We start from the raw sequence: 21,075 nt of genomic DNA on the forward strand, positions 1-21,075 counted from the left end.
GGGCAAGCCGGCCTAACCCGACCAGCACCTGAATTCCCAAACTCTACCCAAAGGCAGATACATCTCCTGTTAAATTGCTGTATATTTAAAAATTACGTTCAGTTGGCATTCGAGGAAACTACTGAATTTAAGAAAGTTTTCAGCCAAATATCCGTATATTAACTGAAGCCACAATGGCAACAGCGAGCTACTCATAGACAGAATATCAAGGTTTACCAGGATTTATTAAGTTGGGCTGTTAGTAAAACAGCCAGCAAAGCTTGCAATTCTTAGCGAGCAAGGGTTCCATGCTATACAAAAAAAATTGGGAGTGGGAACCTTCAGGTTTCAAAGCCGTCTCAAGGTGCATGAGCAATTTTTGCAGCTCTTATTGCAAAGGCAATTTGAGACGAACGCCTGTTATAGGGGATTAGCATCTGCGGCTGTTTAAGCCACCATCTAATCAGAAAAGAGAAGTCAATCAAGGGGAATTAATTGTATGGATGACACCACCGGCGGCGAGGAAGACACCCTCAGCGGCAGTGACGGCAGCGACACCACCGGCGGCGAGGAAGACACCCTCAGCGGCAGCGATGGCACAGACACCACCGGCGGCGAGGAAGACACCCTCAGCGGCAGTGACGGCACAGACACCACCGGCGGCAGCGATGGCACAGACACCACTGACGGCAGCGACACCATCAGCGGCAGTGACGGCACAGACACCACCACCGGCGGCAGCGACACCATCAGCGGCAGCGATGGCACAGACACCACTGGCGGCAGCGACACCATCAGCGGCAGTGATGGCACAGACACCACCGGCGGCGGCGAGGAAGACACCCTCAGCGGTAGTGATGGCACCGACACCACCGCCGGCGAGGAAGACACCCTCAGCGGCAGCGACGGCACAGACACCACCGCCGGCGGGGAAGACACCCTCAGCGGCAGCGACGGCACCGACACCAGCACTGGCGGCACCGATACCCTAAGCGGCGGCTATGGCGGATTTGAATCTGGGTACTTCACGGTAGGTGAAAGCGGCAAGGTCAGCCTTGATTTCCTGTATGACGGAGGTCGGTTTAAGGGCGAAGTTGCCATCTTCAACCTGAAGGGGATCGAAGAGTTCGAGCCAGGCTCTGACGAGTTTATCAAAGAAGCTGCCAACCGGGCTCTGAGCAACTCTGCGTCGGGTCATGTCGTGATTGCCGACGCGAATGAAGGAGCGAAAGTCAGTGCAGAATTGCCCTGGGAGCCTAACTTTAACGACGACGCTCAAAACTACAAGGGTGTCAAGACCTTTGAGATGACTCCGGGCGATCACTTTGCCGTCATGTTCGTCCCCAATGGCACGGTGGAAGACATTGCCGCAAATTATCCCAACGTTACGCCGGACCTGCGCCCGCTGTTCTCCTTAGCCACTGCTAACCCCGATGATGGCTTCCAAGTGGGGCAGATTGCCGATGTCACCGGCAATGGCGGTGTCTTCGTAATGGAGGACGTGCGTCTCGATGTCAAGGATGAGAACGGCAATCAGGTTTCAGACAAAGACTACAACGACATCATTTTCCAGGTACAGGGCGCGCTGGGAGTAGCGAAGAGTCTCGATGAGCTGGAGGTTAACCCCGATCGGGATTGGTATCACTCTGATTCGCCTGAAATTCAGGCTGCTGTTAAGGAGTTAAAAGACACTATTGAGAGCCTCCCTGGCGGTGGCCAACCTGCTGACACCGTTGGTGGCGGCGAACCGACTGACACAATCGGCGGCGGGGAACCGACTGACACAATCGGCGGCGGCGAACCGGCAGATACCGTTGGTGGCGGTGAACCGACAGATACCGTTGGTGGCGGCGAACCGGCAGATACCGTTGGCGGCGGTGAACCGACAGATACCGTTGGTGGCGGCGAACCGACAGATACCGTTGGTGGCGGTGAACCGACAGATACCGTTAGTGGCGGGGAACCGACAGACACCGTTGGTGGAGGGGAACCGACAGATACCGTTGGTGGCGGTGAACAGCCCACCGATATCTTGACCGGCGGCACCGGCGGCACCGCCGTCGTCCCCCCCAACAACACCGGCGGCACACCCAGCGACACCACCATCGGCGGCCAACCCACTGACAGCCTGGGTGGCACCACCGGCAACGACTCGATCACTGGTACGTCGGGTAACGACTCCATCACTGGCGGCGACGGCCAGGACACTCTGAGCGGCGGTGCTGGCGGCGATACCATCTTCGGTGGCTGGGGCAATGATTTTGCCTACGGTGGCGAAGGCGATGACATGGCATCTGGCGACGCGGGGAATGACACCATCACCGGTGACGCCGGCAATGACACATGCATGGGCGGCGAAGGTGCTGACTCCGTTGCCGGTGGCGATGGCGAGGACGTCGTTTGCGGCAACCAAGGCGAAGACACCATCAGCGGCGGTTTGGGCAGCGATACCATCGCAGCTGGCAAGGACGATGATGTGGTCTCGGCTGGCGAAGGCGATGACATGGCCTGTGGCGACTTGGGCAATGACGCTATCTCGACTGACGCCGGCAATGACACGGCTATGGGTGGTGAGGGCGTTGACACAATCACCGGTGGCGATGGTGAAGACATCCTTTGTGGCAATAAGGGCAACGACCACTTCAACGGCAACAAGGGCAACGACACCATCTACGGCGGTCAGGGCAATGACTTCATCCGAGGTGGCCAGGGCCATGACTGGATTTCCGGCGACTTGGGCGATGATGTCATCTATGGTGACAAGGGCAAAGATACCCTCACCGGCGGTGCCGGCAACGACGTGCTCATCGGCGGCGACGACAAGGATACCTTCGTGCTGGAGGCTGGTAATGGCACAGACACCATTGTTGACTTCGTTGTCGGTCAAGATATGCTGGCGCTATCGGCAGGTCTGACCTTTGAGCAACTGACGATTGTCCAAGGCACCGGCGAGCAGGCGAAGGACACCTTTATCAAGCTTGGCGACGAACTGGTGGCTACCCTGATCGATGTGGGCGCGATCAACATGAGCAGCAGTGACTTCAGCATCATGTAGCACCATTAACCGAGCTGGGGAATGGAAACATTCCCGAGGGGCGCAGATTCCGCGCCGGTACAGAGTTTAAATCCTCAATCACGCCGACCGGCTAGTAACTGGCCGGTTTTTTTTGCGCATGCGCATGCGATCGCGTTACTGAACGGCGTGCGGCACGCCGTTCCGTGCCGGCTGCGCGATCGCTCGAACGCTCCTGCGCAGCCGCAACGCTTGCAGCTAGCGCCTGCGTTACGCTACAGCATGAGGGTGCCGGTCGCACCGGCACGAAGCCACTGCAATTGCTATTCGTGGGAAAAACCAAAATTTTGCCCGATTGGGATCTAAGCTGCAGAGGCACCGCGCAGATAATCCCGTTTCAGTCGCCAGGCTGTTCGCAGCTGCTGCAGCAAATCCGTGTGCCGCTGCCACAGTGCGTCATGTATCTGAATCAAGGGCACCAAGCTATCGAGGTAGGATTGGGATTCAGCCGTTTCGATCAGGTTCAGGTAGCCGTTGCATATCTTCTCTGCTTTCAATCTTTGAGGGGTGCGCTGTAAAAGCTGGATGCGGCGCTGCCACCACCGGCGCTTCAGTTCTTCTCGCACGTCTGGGGGATAGACACCGGGATATTTGTCAAAATCTGCTTGCAGGGAATCCCAGAGTTTATTGAGGCGACGCCAGCCCTTACACAAGTCAATCACCCGCTGGAGAGTAGGCACCCAGGTGGACAGGAGGCGATAGCTGATCGTGATCGGCAGACATCCCGCACGCTCAACCCAGCCCGAGTACCGCCAGTGATGGATCGCAACGATGTTTTCCGGGGTCGTTTTCGCCAGCACCGCTACTTCCGCTTTCGGGAAGGGCAGGGTTTTGGGTTTGATGAAGCAGGTGAGAGGGACAACCTTACTAGCCATGATTGCTGATTCCTTTGGGTGGGTGGCAAAGCCCCTCAAATACCTTAGCAGGCCCGCATATTCGTTCTTTGGTGGTCAGGCCGGCTAGATAGAAGTAATACTACTCTCTGCCTCCCGACTGGTAGTTTCAGTCTATGGGTGGTAACCCCTCAAAGCTGGATAGCTTTTGAGTGGGTACACTACTAAGATACCTTGGGCGTTTGGTTGACTTGAGATTGCGAATGCAATATAGTGCCCTATTATATACAGACTGCTGTGAAGTTGGGGCGTTACTTCACAATTCTTTACATTTGGCGGGGGTGCCGGGGGTGCCGGCTGGACCAGTGGGTGTGCCGGTGGGTGTGCCGGTTGCCGGGTGCCGGGTGCCGGTGCCGGTGGGGAAGGGGTGCCGGTGGGTGTGCCGGTGCCGGTGGGTGCCGGTGGGGGTGCCGGCTGGCCCAGTAGTGTGCCGGTGGGTGCCGGTGGGGAAAGCGGTTGAGAGAGGGGGCGCGTTCGCCCCTTTGCTATCAGGGCGTTTCTTGCTTAACGTTAGCTTTCAGTATTTTGCTCGCTCGCAATGGACTTTAGCCCTTGATAGAAAGTCCAAGTATTGTGAAAGCCCCGCCGCCTATTCCGATTAAGACCCCGGAATATAATAACATGTATTCCAAGCTGCTGGCACACTTCGCACGGGCAATTCTTCCAGGGTTTATCTTCCAGAGTGCGCTGATATTTTTTTCTGCTGACATAAGTTTTGCGCAGCTTCTGACCGTCATTGCCTATTCGGAGTAAATAGTTGTCGTATTCAACGATGGCATCGAGTAATTGCTCTAGTTCAGCTTCTGAGACTTCTCCCTTGTCGTAGCGTTCGAGCATTTCAAGACAGCGTTTCTCTTGTCTTTGAACTTCATCCATCGACTTGCCATTCTTGCCAACGTACTCCCGCACTTTGGGATTGTTAGATTGGGGGACTCGGATAGCGGTGTACCATTGCCCATCTTTTCCGAGATAATTCTGCCCGCTTTTTAACCAGGCTCGGCGGAGATGGGAGGTGCTGTCTATACTAGCAACCCCATATTTCGGCAATTTATCAACAAGCGACAGCTTGGCAACTCCGAAAAGATGAAGCCTTATTTGCTGCGGGCTATTTGAAAATTCATCAACAGTCTGTTTGACCGCTTCCAGCACATTGACAATCTGAGATTCCAAGGAACGCGCCAGACTGCCAAGAGCGATGTAGGTATAGCCCATCTGCAACAGTTGCTTTACAGAATCAGCATATTTGTCGGGTGTCCAGCCTTGAGCCACACCAACAGCTTCAAATTGATATCCTTCTTTCGTGTGAAGTTTGATAAACTCGCGGGCGTTATCCAGAGTAATCTGGCGGCGGTTTTCGCGTTCATTTTCTGAAAGCGGCACCTTGCGCTTCACCGGCTTTCTGGTGACAGTACCATCTTCCTGTTTTTCCTCTACTGATTCCGTGACATAGATGCTGTCTAGCGCGATATGATCCACTGAGGCTCCGCAGTCAACCCCAATGGCTTGGTAATATTCGAGTACATCCTCAGTTTTGTAGGGGGGTGTAGCTTCGTTGATGTAGCTGAAAGCCCCACAGTCTCCGAAAACTTCTAGCCCTTTAGGCAGTCGCAAATATCTGTGAGCGCCTAGTTCTTTGATGGCCTCATACTTTTTGGTTTTCTCTAGAATTGCTCGGCTCATCAAAATCCCGTCATAGGGTTGGTGAGTTTGAAAAATTTCGTGAGCGTAGACATCTTCTGATACCTTCCGGTCGGGCGAGAAGGTGTCGGTTTCAAAGACAAAGTTAGGATCTACCTTGTCTTCCCAATCGGGAAGGAAATAACGCAATCTGTTGGCCACAATTTACACTTCACACTTGTTGAAATATTCACCGCTAGCTCCTCTAGCATACCGCCGTGCGCTGCCAAACAGGTTGACATCGTTCTGGGATAGTTCTACATTCGGATAGAAGCGGGCTGTCAGGATGTTGGCTGAAGTTTCCAGGGCCAAGGTTTCCGTGACAGCCATCGCGGTAACACCTTATATTAGCAGGATGTGACACACTTCCTGCGCGGAGTCAGCTGCCAAGATGGTTGGTGGGGCAATTCCCTGTTGCACCGCCGCCGCCTGCAGTTGCTCAACTTGCGCAAAATTCACCGGCTGCACTAATGCCCTGAGCAAGGCTTCGGCGACAAAGTGGCTGACAGCGTGTGGCTGTTCAAAGCGTTCTGTGCAGTTGTTTGTGTGCAAGCAAGCGGGACAGCCATCTCGCTGCTGACATTGCAAGGGAATTTGGACTTCACCGTTCTCGTCGGGTTGGTCACGCTCAACTTGGCGCTCAGCACTGGCTTCACGCACAATTGTATCCACTAAGACTAAGGAGTCCGCATCGTGCAGGTGCCAATTAGTGATTAGTTCGGCGCTTAAGTCGTCAGGGGTTAACCAATCAGTTCGCTCCGCAAGATTGACAGGACAAAGCACCGACGCCAGGAGTTCCCGATATACGTCAACCGGATAGCTGCGTAGCGCCTCGACAAACACTTCTGAAATTCCAGCGCCCCCTTCATAGCGTTCCCAGACGACAACCTCGCTGGTATCCTCACGAAAACAGTATTCAAGCACTTGCTCGTTCACACCACTGATGGAAGCAATTGCCTTTTGCAGCATGTGTGACGCTGTGTGCAGGATAAGTGTCCTGTTCAATGTCTTGCGCGTGCCGTCAATCTCAACTCCCTCAACTTGGCTTTTCAAGCGATCGTCCTGTAGCAAGCGCTCGGTGACTTCCCTGAGATTCCAAGCAATCCCTTTTGTCTGTAACCCGTAACGCACCGGCTCTGGCTGCCCCACTGCATCAACGTAGTGCGCTTCAAAATTCCACGGCTGGCTATTTCTCGGCGTGACATACTCTTTTCTTGTTTTGTCCCAAAGCTTATTCTCGACTCGCGCCGTGGAACCAATCACAGTGATCTCGCCTCTCAATTCTGAAACGAGCTGTAAGGTATGAGACACTCGACTAAGGTCATCATGTAGATAGCTGTAGGTGCGCTCAATGATAGCCTCGGCATAAAGCCGGACAGAACGCAGAGCAACATTATGACACTGGCGAGACCGGCTCTCACTGTAAATCGCAAAGCATTCGGGGCACATTTTGACAACCTGCTCCCCCTGATTATCGCCCTTCAAAGCTTTAACATACACTTTTTCGGGTCTAAATTCGGGACGCTCGCCGGTAAGATGCACTCCCTCACCGAGCAGGCGCACACCCACGGTTCCTCCTTGCGCCCACTGCGCTTGTACCCATCTGGGATCGTGCTCTGTTTCCACGACGGAAAGCAATGGATGCCGGTGGTAGCGGTAAGCAGTGCGGTAGGGAACTAACAGGGTAGAAAGTTTAGTTGTATCTTCCTGCTTTAACTCTGTTCGGTTCCCTCTTGATGTCCTTACTGCCACAATAATAGGTTTGACTTCATTAAAGTAGGCATCGGGAATGAAGAAGTCAACTGCGGACTGGCTTGGGTTAGCATCACCAGATGCTGTCCGTAAATAGAATAAGGCTTGCAATACTGTTTTGATCACGTCAGGAGCAGAGTTGAGTATCCAGACACTCCCACGGAATTTCTCTAGGGTATGGAAAAAATTATACAGTCCATCGGCCTGGTCAAACCCGATACCAAGCTCTGCCGGTCTTTGCATTCGATCCCAGACAGTAAGCAAATTCGCTTGAAGTGTCAAAATGTCTTGACGAGCTTCTGCATCTTCTTCCGCAAAGGCAAGTTTGCCCAATTCCGTATAGATGGACTCTAAGCGAGATCGGATATTTTTCCTAAGTTCCGTCTCCCCGTCCAGATAGCGCCTGACTAAACCGAACACTTCCTGGACAGCCTGGGTTAAATTATCAGGCGATTCATTCTCAATATCCAGGAGATTCCACTTGAGATTCAGGTAAGATTCAAAACGCTGGCGCTGATCGAGAATCCATTTCCTGAGGTGCCCCTGTCGCTGTTTATTCGTGGAATTTCGATTTTCCTCCAGCCAATCCCCAAAGTTGTCTCGAAGAATTGGGCATTCTTCCAGTTTTTCCCAAATCCAGTCTAAAATTCCAACCTGTACCTTGTTGCCTCGTCGCGCAATGTGATAGTGCATTCTCTCCCGCTCGTGTGCGATCCTGTTGTGCATAGCGAGAAGGACAGGGTTGCTGGGGTTAAGAGGTAATTCGTAACTGCCGTAAACGAGCCGGTTGCGGCGGAAAAAGTAAAAGTGGTCGCTGGCTGTATTGGCCAAAATCATCAGCGTGTGGGCAACTGCGCCTGCAGCACGCCCCGCACGCCCGCGTCGTTGGATAAAGGAAAAAACAGTCCTCGGCGGACGGTAATGAAACGTGACTACAATCCTGTCATCATCCACGCCAACTTCTAAGGAGGGCGTTGCCACAACAATGTCACTGTTCCAGTAATCTTCTCGACCTTGCGAAGAGACAGAGGAAATATCCAGCGTTCGTTCGCGGAAACCAGGGATAAGCTGCGTGCAGTTTGTGCCGCCCAAAATCCCGCGCCAGCATTCGCCTTGGAGATAGTGATTAGCACATAGGGCAGGGTTCGTATTAGGGCAGCGCTTTTCCTGAAATTCTATATCGTTCAATACAGTGCGAAAACGCCAAAGCTCAAGGCGGTTTCCCTCGGCGTCCTTGATTTGTGCGAAAAGTCGATTGGTCAAGTCCAGGGATTCTGTAAAAACAATCCCCCTGTCTCGCCGATCATCTCTGTCGCTCAACAACCCATGTCCTATCGCCATCACACTTTGAATCAGCGTCGGTGCTGCGCCGGCTCGGTTTTCCTCTTCAGGCGATTGCAGAAAGTAGAGAACCTCTAATCCCGATGGTTCTTTGGGATATTCAGGTGCAGCCGCATCGTGAACAGTTACTGGATGGCTCTCATCCCCGTGAAAGAACTTGCTGGCAAACCGTTCCGGATTCGCAACAGTGGCGCTAGCGGCAATTTTCGCAAGGCGATGCTCACTCAAATCCTCAATGCGCCGAATCAGGTGGTGGATGTGAGCGCCGTAGAGAGAGTGATAAAGGTGGACTTCATCAAATAACACTCCCTTTAGGGAGCGCAAGTAGCTTTCAAATTCTGGGTTAGGATTGAGATACAGTCTGTCTAGGGATTCCGCTGTTGTTACCAGGATGTGTGGCTTGTATTTCGCATGGTCATTTTTGGCAATGGAGACTTTGAACACGGCGCTGCAAGCTTCATTACTGCATTCTAGCTCTGGTACAGATCCGTGCTTTTTATTGTACCGCAAGTTTCCGTTACTGCACACCGGGCAACATTCGTCCTGCAAAATCTTGAAGCGCTTGTTTTCATCAAACACCTGAGCGTTCTGTAAAGTGTCTGTCGCTTCAGACGCAATCCCGGAAAACTGAAACCCAATGATGATGCCTTGCGAAACTTTCCTGGAACGGCGGAATAGTTCTAACTGCCCGCTATCTGTCAACTGGTTTTGCTCTGCCTGATACACATAGCGAAAAATTCGGGAGAGTTGGTCTTTGAGTAACTCTACGCGAGGGTAGAGTAAAACAAAACGCGGTGCTTTCTGGTGATTTGCCTGAATCTGTCGAGCAATCTCATAAATGAGAGGCAGTAAGAACACCTCGGTTTTGCCTGAGCCAGTTGGAGCTACAATGACCAAACTGCCGGTGTTGCGAATCGCTTGAACTGTTTTGCCCCACCCTTCGATTTGAAATTGTGAAAAATTCCTAATTGGTCGGCCAGGAAGCTTAGCTGCTATATCTGCGATGTGGCGTTCCTCATTTCTGAGGGTTTGAACAGCTATGTTTCTAATCGGGCGCTGGCGCAGCACAACCTCAGTGCGGATTCTCCCCGTTAACCTGCGCCCTTCCTGATCTGCATTGAACCGCTGCCGCAATTGTGACAGGATACGCCCGGTTTCAATAGCCTTGGGAAGCCACAAACCCGCTGACAGTTCAACGAATTCCTGCCGGTGTTCAGACAAGAGAGGTTGAATTTCTGATTGATAAGCATTCCACAACTCTTGAGGAGAAGGAACCTCATTCGACCGATTCACCTCGGCGAACATTTGGTTAAGCAAGTTTTCTAGCCTGTCCCAACTCATTCTCCATGCCCCCTGCGAGATGCTTATCTTTTATGCCGGCCCGAAATTGCAGCCACTCCTTCATCCCTCACCCGTACCATCTTCTCACCCATCCCGCCGGCACCCTACCGTAATTTTACGGAAACTAAGTAAAATTTTATGAACTTGACAAATCATTCAGGATAGGGTAAGTAAACCTGGCAGGCATCTCAACCGGCACTGACTTCAGGCTAGAGCGCCTCTCTCTCTAGCACAATCCCTAAATCGCACTCGATAATCGACAAGTCAAACTTCAGCAGTCCTGCTTCTGAGAAGCTCAAGCCCCTTCAGAATTCCTGTCACTGACAGTCTCATTGATATGTCTGACCTGAACACCAAGTTGCCCTAATACCCGTCGCGCCTCGTCAGCCGTAAAGGCGGATACCGGCAGACCAGTAAGCTTGCTCACCAACCACTTCGGTGCGACTCGCTGACAGTCTACCACAACATACCACCACTTATAACGAGTTGAATCATCTTTTTCCTCCGCCACCGCAGTGCGAGCTATCTCAAACACTTGCGCCGGTGTCAGCACCACCTCAATCCCTCGCAGACGCGCTTTTCCTTGCGGAGTGCCTGCAGGTGGAGAGGAGCGACGTGCCGGTGTTTCCCCATAGAGCCACTCATGCAATTCTGACAGCTTTTTGCCAGAACCACCTTCAGCAATTCGCACTGTCAGCGCAGCCGGTACAAGCGTCTCGTATCCATCGAATGCCCGGAGGTAATCTCGACCTAAATAAATGAAAAGTTGCTGGTATGACTTAGCGCCGAGGATATGAGTGAGTTCTGCAATTACCTCTGGGTGCAATTCACCGGCTCGCTGGCGTGTCATTTCTCGGTCATAATCTGGAATCAGACAGTCGCTAGGAATCAGTCCAAACTTTGCTGACAAGATATATGTGTCCAGCGGTGCTGAAGGTTGACCCCGGAGAAAGCGACGCAGCAAACGAAAAGCCGGCCCATCGTAGCGTTCAATAGCCGGCAGCAAACCAGCATCCGAACGCTTGCGCTGCGAACAGGAAACAATAAGCAAGTATCGAAATTCAGAATTCACTTTTTGACTTCAGCTCACCTGGACTGTTAACGTGAAAGCTTGCATCCCTCTGCGAGGTGGGAGGAGAATGTTAAACCGGCTTTTAGTAATTGTGCCACCTGCGCAACCGCCCTCAAACGCCGCTGGCTTGCCTCCCTCCACCCACTCAGCATCCGAAAATGTAGAGACGCGAAAATTCGCGTCTCTACAGCCCAACCAAAAAACCGGCAATTATATCACAACAGAAGCATCCAAATCAAGACGTAGGACAGGCGTCCCGCCTGTGCCAAAATCAAGACGTAGGACAGGCGTCTCGCCTGTCCCAAAACCACAAGCGAAGGAAAAAACCCTCACTCCCTAATAGCCGGCGCAGACAAAACCGGCATATCGCCCAAAGCCACCGGCTTCTCCTGCAACTTCAGCGCCAAAGCCGGCACCGACTCACGCAACCGCCCCGTCAGCTGCACCGTCGTCGCATCATATATCTGAGTCACAATCTTGGGATACAAACCAATTCCAATCACCGGCACCAGCAAACAAGCAATGATAAACACCTCACGCGGTTCCGCATCCACGAGGACCTCGTGTTCCACCAACTCCTTATTTTCAGGACCGTAGAAAATCTCCCGCAACATCGACAGCAAATAAATCGGAGTCAAAATAACCCCAACCGCCGCCAGGAACACCACAATCACCTTAAACACAGGATTGTAAGCGTCACTCGTTGCAAAGCCCACAAACACCATCAACTCCGCCACAAACCCGCTCATCCCCGGCAGCGCCAAAGACGCCAGAGAACAAGCAGTCCACATCGCAAAAACCTTGCGCATCTTCTGCCCAACGCCGCCCATCTCATCCAGCATCAGCGTGTGAGTGCGGTCGTAAGTGCATCCGACCATAAAGAACAGGCTCGCCCCAATCAGACCGTGGGACACCATTTGCAGCACCGCACCGCTAATTCCCAAGTCCGTAAAAGAAGCAATCCCAATCAGCACAAACCCCATGTGCGAAATCGAAGAATAGGCGATCTTCCGCTTCAAATTTCGCTGGGCAAAAGAAGTCAGAGCCGCATAAATGATATTAACAACGCCCAGAATCACCAAAATCGGTGCGAACACCGCATGGGCGTCTGGGAGCATACCGGCATTCATCCGCAGGAGCGCGTAGCCCCCCATTTTCAGCAGGATGCCAGCCAGCAGCATGTGTGCCGGTGCCGTCGCCTCACCGTGAGCGTCCGGAAGCCAAGTGTGCAAGGGGAAAATGGGCAGCTTCACCCCATAGGCGATCAAAAAGCCCCCGTACAGCAACAGTTGCAGATTGAGAGCGTAATCCTTATTGGCGATCGCACGCATGTCAAACGTCACCGTATCGCCATAGAAGGCCATCGTCAGCGCTGCCACCAAAATAAACAGGGAACCGCCCGCCGTATAGAGAATAAACTTCGTTGCCGCGTACTGGCGCTTTTTGCCGCCCCAGATCGCCAGGATCAGGTACACCGGCACCAATTCCAGTTCCCACACCAGGAAAAACAGCAGCATGTCCTGCACGGCGAACACAGCAATCTGGCCACCGTACATCGCCAGCATCAAAAAGTAAAACAGTTTCGGCTTCAGCGTCACCGGCCAAGCTGCCAGAATTGCCAGCGTCGTAATAAAGCCGGTGAGCAGAATCAGCGGCATCGACAGCCCATCCGCCCCCACCGACCACTTCAGATCAAGCTGGGGCAGCCAGGGATAGCTTTCCACCAGCTGCAAACCGGGTTCATTAAAATCGTACCCGGTATAAAAAGCTGCAACAATCAGGACAAAATCAATTAGCCCCACGATCAGGGAGTACCAGCGCACTGTCTTGCCATCCTTGTCCGGCAGCACTGGTATCAGCAGTGAAGCCGCAATTGGCAACAGGATAATCGTGGTCAGCCAGGGAAAATCAGCGAGATTCATTGCTAATTTCTAATTTCCAGTTTTTCATTGTATCCTCTAATAGCTCATTGCTAGTTGTGTCACCCCCGCTATTCTGGTAAATCAGGGGGGACACCCACCAGCCACTAGCCACTAGCCACCAGCCACTCTTAAAGAAGTAGGGTGCGGCGCGAACCAGGGGGAATCCAGCTGTAACGTTCCCCTACAAATTATCAATTAAGCCTAATTTCTGTCTGAAGCCACCAGGATTAACAATTTATTAATCAAGATTAAGTGGGGTGCTGAGTGGCGGTGTTGCGCAGAGGATGGGACGACCCCCTCCCCCTCCCCCCAAAGTGGGAGAGGGGGCTGGGGGGTGAGGGGGCCGAGTTTTGCCCAGAGTTCCAATCATCCGGGCGCAACCCTTGACAGACAGCAGCCCACACCTTCAGGCAGTCCAACCGTTAAGTGACGCCAAAGACGACAACGATGCCCAAAACAGCCCCAAACACAATCAGGGCGTAGAACTGGGCGCGACCGGTTTCAAAGTATTTCAGCCCTTCGCCGCTGAGTACCGTTATCAAGCCGGTCAGGTTCACCGCCCCATCAACCACCCGGTAGTCCACTTCCATGACCTGACGCGCCAGCCGGCGGCTCCCCAGGACAAAGAGGAAATTATAGATGTCATCGAAATACCACTTGTTGCGGGACAGCTTGTACAGCGGTTGAATTGTCTTGGCAATCGCCCCTGGGTCAATCTTGCCACTCAGATACATCAGCGAAGCCAGAGTAATCCCAATCAAAGCAATCCCCACCGAACTGCCACCCATAATGAGGAATTCCGTTAAATTGAATTCCTCAGCGTGTTCGATCGCTTCCGCCACTGCTTCAGAAGGCGGGTGAATGAACGCCTCAAAGTAGTTGGCAAACGGCGTCCCCACCAAACCGACCAGCACCGAAGGCACAGCCAGCGCCATCAGGGGAAAAGTCATTGTCAGCGGCGACTCGTGGGGGAACTCGCTGTGATGCTCATGGTCATGTTCGTGGTCATGCTCGTGAGAGCCGTGAGCGTCGTGGCCACCGTGACCGTGTTCCAGTTCCTTCGGGTCCATCGCACCTGGCCCAAAAGCCGGCTGCAGGGCGGGACGGCTTTCTTGCAGGAGTTGCTTGCGGATATCGGCGTCATTCCCCCGGAATTGGCCTTCAAAGGTCATGAAATACATGCGGAACATGTAGAAAGCCGTGATCCCAGCGGTCAGCCAGGCTACCGCCCACAGAGCCGGCTTGGCTTCAAAGGCAGCGCCGAGGATTTCATCTTTCGACCAGAAACCGGCAAAAGGCGGAATCCCGCAGATAGCCAAAGTGCCAATCAAAAAGGTTATCGCCGTCACCGGCATATACTTGCGCAATCCCCCCATCAGCCGCATGTCCTGGGCCAAGGTGGGATCGTGGCCAACCACTTCCTCCATGCCGTGAATCACGGAGCCGGAGCCGAGGAAGAGCATCGCCTTAAAGTAGGCGTGGGTCATCAGGTGGAACAGACCGGCACTGTACGCCCCCACTCCCATCGCCATCACCATGTAGCCGAGTTGGGAGATGGTGGAATAGGCCAAACCTTTCTTAATGTCGTTTTGAGTGATCGCAATCGACGCCCCCAGAAACGCCGTGAGAGCGCCGGTGTAGGCGATCGTGTCCATCGCCAGCGGTATGCCTTCAAACACGGGGTACATGCGGGCGATCAGGAACACCCCAGCCGCCACCATTGTTGCCGCGTGGATCAGGGCGGAAATGGGGGTTGGGCCTTCCATTGCGTCTGGCAGCCAGACGTGCAGGGGGAATTGGGCGGATTTTGCCACCGGCCCCAAAAATACCAGAACAGCAAACAAAGCGGCCAGACCGGCACTCAGGGCACCCGAGTGTACCAGTTCTTGCAGGCGTTCGCCCATCACATCGAACTCAAAGCTGCCCGTGGCCCAGTAGAGGCCCAAAATGCCCAGCAGCAGCCCGAAGTCACCGACGCGGTTTGTGACAAAAGCCTTCTGGGCGGCGTCAGCAGCCGCCTTGCGGTCATACCAGAACCCGACCAGCAAGTAAGAGCACATGCCGACCAGTTCCCAGAAAATGTAGACCTGCACCAGATTTGGGCTGACCACCAGACCCAACATCGAGGAGGCAAACAGCGACAGGTATGCGTAGAAGCGGACATAGCCCACATCGTGAGCCATGTAGCCATCGGTGTAAACCATCACCAGGAAGGCAACCGTGGTCACGATGACCAGCATCAGGGCTGTCAGCTGGTCTATGGTGTAGCCCATCACCAGGTGGAAGTTCCCAGCTGCGGCCCACTCCAGGTTGTAGGTATAGGGAGCGTGGCCTTGAATTTGACTCCAGAGCAGGGCGAAGGACAGCACCATTGCTGCTCCCTGCAGGGATACCACCAACACGGCATTCAACTGCCGCAGACTGTTGGTAAATTTGTTTAAGGAGATCAGTCCCAGGCCAACCACCATCGCCCCTAGCAGCGGCAGGACTGGAATCAGCCAGGCATATTGATAGATTAGTTCCATCACTCAACGCCTACTTTTAATTTCTTCACTCATTTAGCCGAATCGTCTACATTGTGACACACGCCGGCGGCGGAAATGAGTGGGTATTTCTACTACTTGCCCTGCTGTGGGGGGAGCGGGCCGCCTGATAGGGCCCGCCGGGAGGGCACTGACGGAGAAAGCCCCCACCCGGATTCTTATCCGAATGGGGGCGTCGCTAATCAACAGGATCGGGCTGCACCCTAGGCGGAATAAGGGTGACGCTCCTGGGGCTGCAGCCAGAGGGTTTGAGGCTGTTGGGTGTAGCTGAGCGTCAGTTCTTCGAGCGCCAGACGCAGATCGTCCCGTCCGTGAAAACCTTCGAGCCGGTGCCGCACCAAGCCACCTTCAAACAGGATCAGGGTCGGCAGTGTCGTGAGCCGGTAAGTGCTGGCCACTTTCAAGCTTTGGTCAGCGTTAAAGCCAACTATTTTCAGTTCTGCCCCCCATTCTGCCTGAAACCGCATCAAGAGGGGGTTAATCAGCCGGCACAGGCCACACCAAGGTGCCCAAAAATGAACCAGCACTGGAGTGGAGGATTCTAAAACTTCTTGTGTAAACGCCCGCTCACCAATAGATGACAGCAACATGATCCCTCAGGGTTTATTTCCGTTTCCTATCGACGTTGGGATCATGCTACCGCTATTTGGGATCGTCTGGACAAGTAAAATTTCTGATCCCACCGCACGCCTGAGGGCGCTGCACAATTGCGGGATCGTATAGCATTAGCCGCATTGGGAACGGACATTAATGGCATGGGGCATGGCGCATGGGGCATGGCGCATGGCGCATGGGGCATGGCGCATCATTGTATGGCGCATTGCGCATTGCGCATAGCGTATAGCGCATCATTGCATGGGGAAGATTAACAGCAATGCCCAATGCCCAGTGCCCAATGCCCAATGCCCAGTGCCCAATGCCCAATGCCCAAGTCTTAAACTAAGTTTCCATTGCTATAATGTCTGTAGGGGCAGAAGCCCTCCGTGTTAGCCCCGTCATCGTTGCGGGGCGACCACGGGGGGAGTGACCCTACAGTTTCATCCTTTTGATGTGCCACGCCGGCTTGAGGCCGGTGTCACTGGCGCTGCGAGAGCCACCCCAGTTTCGAGTGAGCTGTTACGCATTTAATTTGCAAACTACACCTCTCTCCACTCGATCCGCTATCAGGCAAGTTAGCCTTTTATATAGGCGTATAACGCCCCTCAGGCAGCGAGCGCCGGCTTTCATAGGATAAGCAGATTAAAAGTATAATATTTCAATTTCGACCAGCGCTATACCGCTTTACCACACCTGAGGGCGACTTGACAGTTCACCCCAAACGCCATTCCGTGGTGCGGCTAAGCGGGAGACCTCTGACCGCTATATTGCCGGTTTCTGGAACACCGGTCGCCATCTCGACGAGCAAGCCGGTATTGGCGGGAATGTCGCCTCTGGGGGTAAGGGGGCTCGGGCCACCTCTGGGGAGTGGGGTTCTCGATCCGGTGGGATGTGCAGCGCCGTTTTCTGAGGCTGCCGGTGTTAGCGCCGGTCAACGACTTCTCGCGCCGCAGTTCTTTTGGCGCTGCTAGGAAAAAATGTAATCAGACTGTTGGCGAATTAATGGGGGATTCTAGCCCGCGCTTGCGCGAAATATCGCTTAATTGGTTGGAGAGAGGGAGGCAGCAGCCCACTTTCAGGCGTTCCCAGGCAGTAGTGCCGGTGGCACTGTGCCCGCCCCGGATCGAGGCAACAAGGAAACAAAAGAAAGGGAGTATGTAGGGGCGGGTTCATCCACAACCTGTGCCACACAGCCCTAAGGCCGAAAAACCCGCCCCCACCCATCCCTAACCCCTCACGGAGCAAGCCAACAGCTTCATATAATATACGGATATATACTCTTTCAAAGGCAGGCCACCGGCTGTTCGATTTGAGCCGGCGTGCTATAAGTTAAACTTAGATGATGCGTGAAGATTGACCGGCGAGCCGGTGGGCGACGTGTTTCCAGTTCAGTAATTAATGATTGTGATGCTTCTCGATTTCTCGTTCTATTAAATATTTGACACCCCCTAATGCAATATCAGCAATGCCATGAATTATTTTGTGTCCCTTGCTATGTTCGTTCTCTTGAGGTAATAAGCCAAAAACTTTCAGGCCCAATTCTGTAGCTTCAACCATTTTTAAGAGTCGTTTTAGTATTTTTAGGTCAGGATCGTCAATCCACTCTTCGTAATCCTGTAAATCCTGAAAGCCGGCATATCGAACAGCTTTCTCAGGAGTAGTATGCCAAGAATATACAGTAAAACAATTCTTGGATTTTGGACAGCCTAAATCCTGTAAATGGGGGAACATAACCTGAACGGGATAAATTTTATTTTTATCCCAGGAGGGAGGAATTTTAAGACAAACTGCTGGATGAAGCCAACTGATTAGGGAACTGATAGATGGTTCAAAAACTGGAGCAATTTTTATTTCAAATAGATTGCCGTTTTCATACCACAAAAAAGAGCCACACAGCCATATTGTTTTGGGATCGTGATCACAATACTAGTTTCCCTGGTAATAAGTTGATCCATCTTGGTTGCGGATTATTGCCTTGCCGTAAGGTTGATTACTGCTGGAAACTTCACCTTCATAAAAAGAGCCATCTGGATATACTATAATGGCCCTACCGTCAGCCAACTTTCCGTTGTGGAAATCATAATCGTATGTATTGCCATTCGGCAAGATAATAGTTCCTTTAGCATGAGCAACATCCTGATAAAGGCCCCCTTTATAGATTGTAACCGACGGAAATATTACTCCCTCGTAATAGCCGCTCTGAATTAATTCTTTGATTTCTTCAATATCTTCTATTTTCATCGTTATTTATCCTCACTTGTGTATTTGCTCAACAAGAATAAAATATTTCTGGACTGTACCGCGCATCTACATAAAAGTTAATTTCGATCTGTCCCACCATCTCTTGATACCTTAAGTTTTAATTTTAAGTTTCCAGATAGATGGAAGTTAACCATTTGAAATGGCAGCGTAAAAGCATCTCTGCTAGATGCAATACGCTGGCCGGATTCAGTAAATAAATCTAGACACAGATACCCATATGTTGCAGAATCATAATTTTGGTTTATTGGGTTTAGAGTATCAGATAATCTTCCTCGATGGGCCGTTATCTGATAACCTCCTGCGGTTAAAGAAATATATTTTTCCTTTGACTCTCCAGGAGCAATGGCACCTTCTTCTTTTTCCGAATCAAAAAGAGTTATATATTGAGTATTTTTCCAGAACCAAAACCAGGTAACTTGAACATTGCATTCACCTCTAACGAATCATTGTAATGAACTATTTTAGGGTCGGTTTGATGATTTAATTTCCTAAATAGAGCTGCTATTACCTCTATCTGACCAGCCTCAAAAGTACGATTTTGGCCACCCTGTAATTTGTTCGATCAATTTATCTATTTTTGACTTGTCAAGGTTGGTAAAAATCCGAAAAATTCAGATAAGCTTAAGCCAGACATCAATCCCAACTCAACCTATGGCTGCTGAGGAATCTTACAGTGGGCGTATGAATATTTGCCAAAACGGCAAACCCCCTCGATTCTGTGCGAATTGGCCTAGGCGACTCCCATTCAAATTAAAATCACCTAAGGTTTCTGCTCAACGGCTTTACATAACTTTCCCAGGACTTTCTAAAGCCGATATTTGCTGCCTCAATTTCCTCAAGCAAAGCATATCAAAAAAGAACTTACGGTTCAGATATCTGTCATAACCACTATCATACTTGACTTAGCTTCATCTTGCATAATAAAGATTATCCCACATTCGTAAAGGCATAAAAAGTCTAACTTTGTATATACTTGAATCGAGCCTTTCTGAGTACCCATTGGCCCAAACCAGTATAATTTAGTCGCCAAGGGTTGCAAAAAGGTGCAAAAGGTAGTAAAATGGCCAAAAATTGATCTGGGTGCCGCCTATGGATGTCCAAGAAATCCTCAGATGGGCCGATGAATTGGTGTTGGCCAAAACCGGCTCGCACTTAAACAACCTGCAACAGGCCATATTAGCGGGGGTCTGGAACAGCCAAAAATACAGAGAAATCGCGGATGAGTATCACTGTACTGAAGCTAACGTCAAGAGAGTGGCGGGGAATTTATGGAGTCTGGTATCGGAGGAATTGGGAGAACCGGTGACTAAATCAAACCTCCGCGCTGCAGTGGAACGGCATTATATTTATAATTCCAGGAATTTTGTACAAACTAATTTTAATCAGGGTAATATTAACGTCTGTGGAGAAAGTTGGCACTCTGACGAAGCAGCAAAAAACAGATCGCCCACCACCACCGGCTCCACCGGCAACCAACCAGAACAACGCCACGACTTCACCGAAGCACCCGACCTTGACCGCCTGGACAACCGCACCGCAGAACTAACAACCCTCAAACGGTGGATACTGGCAGAAAAAATCCGCCTCGTCACCCTCTTTGGATTGCCCGGTATCGGCAAAACCGCCCTTGCCAGAGAACTTGTAGAACAAATCAAAGATAACTTTGAATATATCGTCTGGCGCAACTGCACCGGCACCCTCGCGCTGCAATCCCTAGAAACCAACTTAATTCAGTTTTTTTCCCAAAATAGAGAAACCAAACTGCCATCCCTCATAGACTATATACGCTCGCATCCCTGCCTGATTGTTCTCGACGACCTCCAAGAACTATTTACCAGTGGGGAATTAGCCGGCACTTATCTCCCAGACTGCGAAAATTACGGCAAATTTTGGCAACAAATCGCTCGCTCGCCTCACACCAGCTGCATCCTACTGCTGAGTTGGGAAAAGCCCACAGAAATTGCCACCTTAGAAGGAGAGAACCGGCACTGTCGCACCTTACAACTTCGCGGTTTGGGAGAGCCGGCGGCGGAAATTTTGGCCAAAAAAGGATTAACCGATGAGGATAAATGGTCGGAACTTATCCAACTTTACGCCGGCAACCCCTCTTGGTTAAAGATAATCGCTTCTACCATCCTCGATTTATTTAACGGTAGCGTCGAGCGCTTCTTATCCTATCCCAGTTTCTTTCTCGGAGACTTAGAACCCCGATTGCAAGTCTATTATCAGCGGTTGTCGGAGTCGGAAAAAAAGGTAATCCTGTGGTTAGCTCACCAAGAAGCCGCCGATATTTTGCGCAAACCGGCAGAGTTGGCTCTGTCTGACGCTGATTTTTTGAAAGCAGTACAGTCTTTAAGGAAACGGGGTTTAATGGAAAAAGTAAGCGAGAACGGATTGCCTCTATTCGCCGTGCTAACTGTATTTAAAGCCTATCTGAAAGAGACATAGACTGCGCCACAACTGATCGGGAACTCACGGTTTGAGAAATGCGCTGCGAGGTCTATCCGTATGGCAGGCGATACGCCTGTCCTCAATGGTTCTAACCAATTTGGCTACTGCTAGAAACTGAAGCGAAGTTCTAGTGGTTTAATTTGTTATCGTATATCAACCTACTGCAATATTG

General features: G+C 51.8%; 14 protein-coding genes. 4 read left to right on the top strand and 10 right to left on the bottom strand.

The features are described from left to right. Positions 1-478: 478 nt before the first annotated feature. Positions 479-3,034 carry a DUF4114 domain-containing protein gene (locus OSC10802_RS0125260; protein WP_017719560.1) on the top strand — a complete coding sequence of 852 codons (2,556 nt, stop codon included), beginning with the start codon at positions 479-481 and terminating at the stop codon, positions 3,032-3,034. A 320-nt stretch (positions 3,035-3,354) separates the two neighbouring features. Here OSC10802_RS0125260 and OSC10802_RS0125265 read toward each other — a convergent pair whose 3' ends face one another. Continuing rightward, on the bottom strand, positions 3,355-3,927 hold the full coding sequence (locus OSC10802_RS0125265) for a hypothetical protein (protein WP_017719561.1): 573 nt from the start codon (positions 3,925-3,927) through the stop codon (positions 3,355-3,357). Positions 3,928-4,282: 355 nt separating this feature from the next. Here OSC10802_RS0125265 and OSC10802_RS55845 point away from each other — a divergent pair, with 355 nt between their 5' ends. Further along, positions 4,283-4,405, top strand: coding sequence for a hypothetical protein (locus tag OSC10802_RS55845; protein ID WP_255349172.1), 123 nt, complete (start codon positions 4,283-4,285; stop codon positions 4,403-4,405). A gap of 50 nt (positions 4,406-4,455) precedes the next feature. Here OSC10802_RS55845 and dpdA read toward each other — a convergent pair whose 3' ends face one another. From dpdA to OSC10802_RS0125305, 7 genes are all read right to left on the bottom strand, one after another. Further along, positions 4,456-5,784 (bottom strand): tRNA-guanine transglycosylase DpdA, encoded by a 1,329-nt coding sequence (gene dpdA / locus OSC10802_RS41750; protein WP_017719562.1) that lies wholly within the window; start codon positions 5,782-5,784, stop codon positions 4,456-4,458. A gap of 3 nt (positions 5,785-5,787) precedes the next feature. Further along, positions 5,788-5,952, bottom strand: coding sequence for a hypothetical protein (locus OSC10802_RS51025; RefSeq protein ID WP_017719563.1), 165 nt, complete (start codon positions 5,950-5,952; stop codon positions 5,788-5,790). A gap of 12 nt (positions 5,953-5,964) precedes the next feature. Further along, on the bottom strand, positions 5,965-10,056 hold the full coding sequence (locus OSC10802_RS0125280) for a DEAD/DEAH box helicase (RefSeq protein WP_082218350.1): 4,092 nt from the start codon (positions 10,054-10,056) through the stop codon (positions 5,965-5,967). 295 nt (positions 10,057-10,351) lie between these two features. Further along, a complete protein-coding gene (locus tag OSC10802_RS0125290) occupies positions 10,352-11,128 on the bottom strand; it encodes a DUF6884 domain-containing protein (RefSeq protein WP_017719566.1) in 777 nt (258 codons plus the stop codon). 329 nt (positions 11,129-11,457) lie between these two features. After that, positions 11,458-13,050, bottom strand: coding sequence for a photosynthetic/respiratory NAD(P)H-quinone oxidoreductase subunit D1 (gene ndhD1 / locus OSC10802_RS0125295; RefSeq protein ID WP_017719567.1), 1,593 nt, complete (start codon positions 13,048-13,050; stop codon positions 11,458-11,460). A gap of 422 nt (positions 13,051-13,472) precedes the next feature. Next, entirely contained in the window at positions 13,473-15,575 is a 2,103-nt protein-coding gene (locus OSC10802_RS0125300) for an NAD(P)H-quinone oxidoreductase subunit 5 (RefSeq protein ID WP_017719568.1), read from the bottom strand. A gap of 221 nt (positions 15,576-15,796) precedes the next feature. Continuing rightward, positions 15,797-16,183 carry a thioredoxin family protein gene (locus OSC10802_RS0125305; RefSeq protein ID WP_017719569.1) on the bottom strand — a complete coding sequence of 129 codons (387 nt, stop codon included), beginning with the start codon at positions 16,181-16,183 and terminating at the stop codon, positions 15,797-15,799. A gap of 711 nt (positions 16,184-16,894) precedes the next feature. On the opposite strand from OSC10802_RS0125305, the gene OSC10802_RS51030 reads away from it, so the two are divergent. Beyond that, positions 16,895-17,161, top strand: coding sequence for a hypothetical protein (locus OSC10802_RS51030; RefSeq protein WP_155968363.1), 267 nt, complete (start codon positions 16,895-16,897; stop codon positions 17,159-17,161). Positions 17,162-17,585: 424 nt separating this feature from the next. Here the strand turns inward: OSC10802_RS51030 and OSC10802_RS0125310 are convergent, their stop codons facing one another. Both OSC10802_RS0125310 and OSC10802_RS0125315 read right to left on the bottom strand, forming a co-directional pair. Then, positions 17,586-18,071 (bottom strand): hypothetical protein, encoded by a 486-nt coding sequence (locus OSC10802_RS0125310; protein ID WP_155968365.1) that lies wholly within the window; start codon positions 18,069-18,071, stop codon positions 17,586-17,588. Between the two features lie 45 nt (positions 18,072-18,116). Then, a complete protein-coding gene (locus tag OSC10802_RS0125315; protein WP_017719571.1) occupies positions 18,117-18,431 on the bottom strand; it encodes an MORN repeat-containing protein in 315 nt (104 codons plus the stop codon). A gap of 1,110 nt (positions 18,432-19,541) precedes the next feature. Here OSC10802_RS0125315 and OSC10802_RS0125325 point away from each other — a divergent pair. Further along, a complete protein-coding gene (locus tag OSC10802_RS0125325) occupies positions 19,542-20,900 on the top strand; it encodes a helix-turn-helix domain-containing protein (protein ID WP_017719574.1) in 1,359 nt (452 codons plus the stop codon). Positions 20,901-21,075 lie beyond the last annotated feature (175 nt).

It is taken from the genome of Kamptonema formosum PCC 10802 (assembly GCF_000332335.1).
In the GTDB taxonomy this organism is placed as follows: Bacteria; Cyanobacteriota; Cyanobacteriia; order Cyanobacteriales; family Oscillatoriaceae; genus Oscillatoria.

Bases quoted from the DNA above. Each gene is read 5' to 3' on its own strand.
- OSC10802_RS0125300 (WP_017719568.1), bottom strand. From the start codon at position 15,575: ATGGAACTAATCTATCAATATGCCTGGCTGATTCCAGTCCTGCCGCTG.
- OSC10802_RS51025 (WP_017719563.1), bottom strand. From the start codon at position 5,952: ATGGCTGTCACGGAAACCTTGGCCCTGGAAACTTCAGCCAACATCCTG.
- OSC10802_RS0125260 (WP_017719560.1), top strand. From the start codon at position 479: ATGGATGACACCACCGGCGGCGAGGAAGACACCCTCAGCGGCAGTGAC.
- ndhD1 (WP_017719567.1), bottom strand. From the start codon at position 13,050: ATGAATCTCGCTGATTTTCCCTGGCTGACCACGATTATCCTGTTGCCA.
- OSC10802_RS0125265 (WP_017719561.1), bottom strand. From the start codon at position 3,927: ATGGCTAGTAAGGTTGTCCCTCTCACCTGCTTCATCAAACCCAAAACC.
- OSC10802_RS0125305 (WP_017719569.1), bottom strand. From the start codon at position 16,183: ATGTTGCTGTCATCTATTGGTGAGCGGGCGTTTACACAAGAAGTTTTA.
- OSC10802_RS0125280 (WP_082218350.1), bottom strand. From the start codon at position 10,056: ATGAGTTGGGACAGGCTAGAAAACTTGCTTAACCAAATGTTCGCCGAG.
- OSC10802_RS0125325 (WP_017719574.1), top strand. From the start codon at position 19,542: ATGGATGTCCAAGAAATCCTCAGATGGGCCGATGAATTGGTGTTGGCC.
- OSC10802_RS0125315 (WP_017719571.1), bottom strand. From the start codon at position 18,431: ATGAAAATAGAAGATATTGAAGAAATCAAAGAATTAATTCAGAGCGGC.